We start from the raw sequence: 6,367 nt of genomic DNA on the forward strand, positions 1-6,367 counted from the left end.
CTTTGAACCCGAGCAATCCACGCAGAGCACAACGCTTGCGATTGTCATCATTGATGCCATGCGCAAATTTCCAATAGGCGTCTTCATTGTTAGTTCTCGCAGCGACCTGCAGCGTGGCGATCGATTGAGGGTCCCAAGCATGTTTCTCGCCTTCGGCACGCCAGTGGTACTCACCCAGGTTGGGCAGCTGGGCTTGGCGATCGACGTTTCGATCGGGATAACCCAAGCGGTGGCGGCGGAGTGTTTCTTCGGCAAGGATGTCGAATGACACCCCTTGGATTCGGCTGGCCGTTCCCACGAAGCAGTTGGCGATGATCTCGTCCTTCAAACCGAGAGCCTCGAAGATCTGAGCTCCCTTGTAGCTTTGCAGCGTACTGATCCCCATCTTGGCCATCACCTTTAGCATGCCTTTGGCGACCCCCTTGCGGTACGCCGCGACGATCTTGTCGTCGTCGAGCGTCGAATCCATCAATCCGTCGCGGCGAGCTTGCCATAACGCCTCGAACGCCAAGTAGGGGTTGATCGCATCGGCACCGTAGCCGATCAGCAAACAGTGGTGATGCACCTCGCGTGCTTCGCCGGTTTCGATGACCAAACCGATCCGTGTTCGTTTGGCCTGTTTGACTAGGTGGTGGTGCACCGCACCGACAGCCAATAGGGCGCTAACGGGGACGCGGTCATGGCTGATCTCGCGATCGCTCAATACCACCAATTGGATTCCCGCGTCAGCCGCTTCTTCGGCTTCCTTGGCGATCCGATCGAGCGTCGCTTGCAGACCCGCCTTGCCTTCGCTGCGGTCAAACGTGATGTCAATCACGCGGCTATGCCAGCCTTCGTAATTGATGTGCTTTAGTGCTGCGATTTCTTCGTTGGTCAAAATCGGATGGTCAACGAGCAAGCGATGGCAATGTTCCGGGCTGGCGTCCAACAAGTTCTGCTCGGGACCGATGTAACATTCCAGCGACATGATCACTTCTTCGCGAATCGAATCGATCGCGGGGTTGGTGACCTGAGCAAACAATTGCTTGAAATAGTCATAGATCATCCGCGGCTTGTCACTTAAACAGGCCAACGCGCTGTCATTCCCCATCGATCCGACAGGGTCACGCAGTTGTTCGACCAACGGACGCAGCATGAAGCTGATGGTTTCAATCGTATAGCCGAACGCTTGCATCCGAGGGAGCAGGGTGTTGCTGTCGAAACCGTGTGGCTCGGATTCGGGATGCAAGTCCGCCAGCCGAATGCGGTTTTCTTTCAGCCAATCCCCGTATGGCATCTTCTTGGCGAACGAGCTCTTGAGTTCTTCGTCGGGGATCAGGCGGCCTTCGGCAAAGTCGACCAAGAACATCTTGCCCGGTTGCAAACGTCCTTTTTCTTTAACAATCGCTGGGTCCACCGGCAACACGCCGACTTCGCTTGCCATGATGACGCGGTCGTCATGGGTGATGTAGTAACGGCTTGGACGCAGCCCGTTTCGGTCCAACGTTGCACCAATGTATTTACCATCGGTAAATGCGATCGATGCCGGGCCATCCCAAGGTTCCATCAAGCACGAGAAGTACTCGTAGAAAGCACGTTTGTCTTCGGGCATCGTTTCATGCTTTTGCCACGCCTCGGGGACCATCATCATGATCGCTTCTTGCAGCGTGCGTCCGTTCATCAGCAAGAATTCAAGCACGTTGTCGAACGTTCCCGAATCGCTGCAATGAGGTTCGACCACAGGGAATAGCTTCTGCAGATCGTCGCCGAACAATTCGCTCTTCGCCGAACCTTGGCGAGCACGCATCCAGTTCGAGTTGCCTCGAAGCGTATTGATTTCGCCATTGTGGCTCATGAAACGTAGCGGTTGAGCACGGTCCCAACTGGGGAACGTGTTGGTCGAAAACCGGCTATGGACCATTGCCAAGTGAGTTTCAAAATCTTCGTCTTGCAGGTCGGGATAATACGGCAGCACCTGCGCCGGAGTGAGCATGCCCTTGTAAATGATCACTTTCGTGCTCAGTGAACAGATGTAGAACATCATCGCCTGCTTGAGCGACTCGTCGGCTCGAAGCTTGCTCGCCTGCTTGTGAATCATGTACAGCTTGCGATCAAACGCATCGTCGTTCAGCCCATCGCTAGCGCCGACGAACAGTTGTTCGATCACCGGCTCGCTGCGACGCGCGGTGGGACCCACGTCCGCCACGTCGCTCATTTGCGGCACGTCACGCCAACCGATCAGTTTTTGACCTGCATCGGCAATCAATTTTTCAACGGTTTCTTTACAGTATTTTCGCTCGGTCTCGTCTTTGGGCAAAAACACCAAACCGGCGGCGAATTGGCCCGCGGCGGGCAGATCGACGCCGAGGTCACGCTTGGCAACCTTCTTTAGAAAGGCGTGCGGCAATCCACACATGATGCCCGAGCCGTCACCGGTGTTGGGCTCGCAGCCGCACGCACCACGATGGTCCATTGCTTGCAGGATTTGGTCGGCGTCCAAGACAATTTGGTGACTCGGTTTGCCTTTGATGTGTGCGATGAAACCCACACCACACGAATCCTTCTCGTGGTTCGGGTCGTACAAGCCTTGCGCCGGTGGCAAATGGAATTCGGCAATCGCTTTCTCGGCAACCGCGTTGGGAGTCGGCTGTGTTTCTTGGATCAAATGATTCAGAGAAGAATTCTTATTTTCGGGTTGAAGCGTCATTTTCAGTCTTTCCATTTCGCTAGTAAAAATTTGGATGAAGCGTCCGAGCTACACCGGGAATCCCGGCGCCGCAGGCAAAACCGATCGACTAATTCGAAGCGTTTTGCAACTCGGGCGTATCAAGCGACAACCGAAGTGCCAGTCCTGGCGTCGGTTGCTGAGTTTTCCGCGGCATGCTTCCCGCTGCCGGATTTGCGTTTTCCCGTCTCAACCCTGCGACCAAGCAACAGCGACGTGTATTCACTTGCCGCTTTGCTCAGTTGTCCTCGTCGACGAAAAATAATTCCAAGCGGGCGTGTCATCCGAAGCCCGCGACAAGCTACTACTTTTAAGGATCCGTTGGCCGTCTCGCGACGCACCGCGGCTTCGGGAACAATCCCCACACCACGACTCGCCTGAATCGCACGGATCAATGAATCGGCGTTGTCGAATTCCATTCGAGTGTCAACCGAAACGCCTGCCTTCAAAAGGTACTGATCGATCTCCTTTCGCAGTGTCAAACCACGATCAAAGCCGATCAGTGCGATGCCTTCGAGAGCATCAAGAGAAAGGTTGGTTTGTGATGCAAACCGATGCTCCGACGAGCACACCAATCGCATCGGTTCCTGCTGCCACATCACGCTTTGTAATGTCTTGTTGTTGCGTGGAAAGCTGACCAAGCCGAAGTCAACCTCGCCATCGGTCGTCATTTCGACGACCTTTTCGACCGATCCGAATTCGAGCTTGACGTCGACTTCCGGATGCAAGGCCGCGAACTCCTCACTCGCTTCGGGCAGATAGCTGAGACCCACCGAATAGATGGTGCCGATCTTTAACTGACCACTCAGCTTGCCGCCGATGGAAACGACCTCGGTTTCCAATTGTTGCAATTGACGCAGAATATTGCGGAGCCCCCGCACATAGGTTTGACCCGCTGCGGTCAACACAAGCGGCCGCTTCGATCGATCGATCAGCTGCACCTGTAACGAATCTTCAAGTTGTTGCATCGCCTGGCTGACCGCACTCTGAGTCAAATCGTGCTCCGCCGCAGCTTTGGAAAAGCTGCGTTCGTCGGCAACGCTACAGAACAACTCGAGATTTCGGACGTGCAATATTCGATTCGTGCTAAATAAGTATTCCTAATAGTGTGGCTTCCCTGTGGCAGCCGATTTAATGCAAGGTAGATCGCCTGCCCCCTTTCGTCAAGACAGTCACCCACTTACCTCGCCCCTTAGCAGCGTCGCAGCGGTCATTGACCGGGCGATTGACGCCAGCGGGCGTAGCGGACCGGAATCAGATAGGTGTACACAATGGTGATGATTCCGCCGCTAAGGAGCGACCAGGGCATCCAGTCTTTCGGTCGGAACACTTTGGCGGAATTCGCAGGAGCCCCGGTGGGGTCGACAAAACTGACCGCATTGGCCGGTTCGCCCTGATAGATCGTGGCAGAATCGATAAATAGAAATTCAATGCCAACGATGACCGCCATGATTCCAAGTGCGATGAACAGGGAACGCCACATAACCACTCTGTCCGTTTTAGAGGATTCGAAGTACATCGAACCTTTTCGTCATCGCCGAGACGCAGCCATCAATGATATCAAAACCGACTCTACAACCCGCTCCTCCCGAAAGTCTTTCCCAAACCCATCTCACGAGGAATCTTTGATTTCCAATACGCTGCTTGCAGAAAGAAGATGCCGTTACTGGAGACGCGATCGTAATCGAGTCGCTCGATCGACTGCCGGAGTGTCTGCTGCTGCGACTCGGAAAGCGAGGCGTTTGCAACGAGTTGTGCCAACGCGGCTTCGCCACTTTCGCGAATGCAGTACCAGATTGGGCGATAGCTGCCAGTCGAGGAGATGCCTTCTCCTGTTCGCCAGTCCGTGCACAGCCGCGTCAGGTCGAGTTGCTTGGCTCGGCGCTCGGCTGCGGTAGCTCGGTCGGCACACCGCTGAGCCACCGTGGTCATCACCTCATGCATCTGCTGTTTCAGCTGTGGATCGGGTTCCATTTGCCAAAGCAGGTCCAGTGAGATCTGCATCTGCAAAAACGCGTAAGTGGGTTGGCCGCTTTCGACAGCAAATGATTGTTTCACCGCATCGGCGATATAGTGTCGCCACAACTCGTGATACGAAGGCTTGCCGGTGATGTCCCACGCCGCCGCGTAGATCATCGGCAGCCGTGCGGCTTCATGCCCCTTTACATTCCACATTCGGCTGATCCCTCGCGTGTCGCGACTCCCATCGGCACGCAGCAAATCGTAATCGTTCTCGGCGGTCACATTGCGAATCATGCGGTTGGCGATCGCGGCAACGATCACGCGGATCTCTTGCAGAGTATCCTCGCTGCACAGCGGACTGTTCGCGTAGTGCCACAATCCGTGCACGGCATGCGTGTATTGGTCGCGGGACGAGTTCATGTAGATGCTCTTCAGGTCCTCGTGACACACGCCGCGGGCGAGAAAGCCTTTGTCGCCATATGCAGTCGCGCACAACTGGATGCCCTTGAAAACATGATAAGCTCGCTGCCGAAGCGATTCTTCCTTTGTGACTTCGTAGCGATCGATGATCATTGACAACATCACTCCGGCCGAGATCATGCAATCTTCCATCCCTGTGCCGTAGCCGCATTCGTTTGGAAATTGCCGCTGCACCTCTTCGGCTGTAGGTAAATGAGAAAGACTGTTGCCGTCTTCGTAGCGAGTCAGATAGTCATAGAACAAATGTGTGTCTTCGCGATAAAACCGCGACCATGTCACCTCCCAAGCTCGATCGATCGGATTAGGCGTTTCCGCGTTTGCGGCACCCGCGGAAGAGAGAACCAGGATCGTCAGCGTCAAAACGTTAGCGATGCGGAAGGAAGTCATAAGCCGGGGAGAGTTGAAGGAACAAGGGGGGAGCGGACAACGCCACGCGTGTCCGACACCGTTTTTAGCGGAGCAGGATGTACATCGTGTTGGGGGGCAGTTTCAGACTTAGGCCGTCGGCGCTCTTTTGAACTGCCAGCTCGCCGGTGGCGATTCCGTTGGCGTCGAGCGACGTCGCTTGGCTGAGTCTGAAATTGGCCAAGGCGATTTCGGCGGAGATGTTTTCAATGTTCCAGGGGCTGCTGCCAAGATTGACGATTCGCTGTGACTTGCCAGCGTTGGCGGGTTCTGTTTTCCAACCATGCGGCCGTGCGACGGTGCCGACTTGCAGTAGCACTTGCTTGGATTCGGCGAGGTCCGCACCGTCCATCGATACAGCCAATACGGTGGCGTAGTCGTTGTCACATCGCAGTGTGAGTGTGTCGAGTTTGAGTGTTTCTGCGGCAGCCAGATTGCCCGTGGCGCCTTGGGACTTGGCCGCGTTGAGCGTGCAGTAGCCGTCGCCATAGTTCCAGTTCAGCTCACCCGTGATACTGCGGACGCTTCGTTTCTCAGGATCAATCAGCGACGAAATATCAGCGAGTCGCGTTTCGCCGCGGTCAAATGCAACTTCGACGGGACCGGCTAGGTAAGCCAGCGGGGTGATCGTCCCTTGCCGAGCGGCGTCGGCGCTCGCAGATCGCGACTGCGTGTCTCGATTAGGATCAAAACCTGATTCTTCGGGCAACAGCGGCGGTTTGCGATTGAAGACATCATCCAGCTTGCGGCTTTCGACCAACGCCGGTTTACCCTCTTGGATGTAACCTTGGCGAAACATCATCGCGGCGGCGGGAA

Annotated in this window: 5 protein-coding genes; all 5 read right to left on the reverse strand. The window is 55.4% G+C overall.

Annotated elements, in window-relative coordinates:
• On the reverse strand, nucleotides 1–2,686 hold a 2,686-nt coding region (locus tag RMSM_RS02310), incomplete at its 3' end, for a glutamate synthase central domain-containing protein (RefSeq protein ID WP_315850126.1).
• A gap of 119 nt (nucleotides 2,687–2,805) precedes the next feature.
• Nucleotides 2,806–3,777 carry a LysR family transcriptional regulator gene (locus RMSM_RS02315; RefSeq protein ID WP_008690968.1) on the reverse strand — a complete coding sequence of 324 codons (972 nt, stop codon included), beginning with the start codon at nucleotides 3,775–3,777 and terminating at the stop codon, nucleotides 2,806–2,808.
• Nucleotides 3,778–3,914: 137 nt separating this feature from the next.
• The gene (locus RMSM_RS02320; protein ID WP_008690972.1) at nucleotides 3,915–4,187 is read right to left on the reverse strand and encodes a hypothetical protein; all 273 of its coding nucleotides are present in this window, start codon (nucleotides 4,185–4,187) and stop codon (nucleotides 3,915–3,917) included.
• Between the two features lie 89 nt (nucleotides 4,188–4,276).
• On the reverse strand, nucleotides 4,277–5,533 hold the full coding sequence (locus RMSM_RS02325) for a hypothetical protein (RefSeq protein WP_008690973.1): 1,257 nt from the start codon (nucleotides 5,531–5,533) through the stop codon (nucleotides 4,277–4,279).
• Nucleotides 5,534–5,597: 64 nt separating this feature from the next.
• Nucleotides 5,598–6,367: hypothetical protein (locus RMSM_RS40565; protein ID WP_201766989.1), on the reverse strand; the 770-nt coding region annotated here is incomplete at its 5' end.

The organism is Rhodopirellula maiorica SM1, from assembly GCF_000346295.1.
GTDB classification, from domain to species: Bacteria; Planctomycetota; Planctomycetia; order Pirellulales; family Pirellulaceae; genus Novipirellula; species Novipirellula maiorica.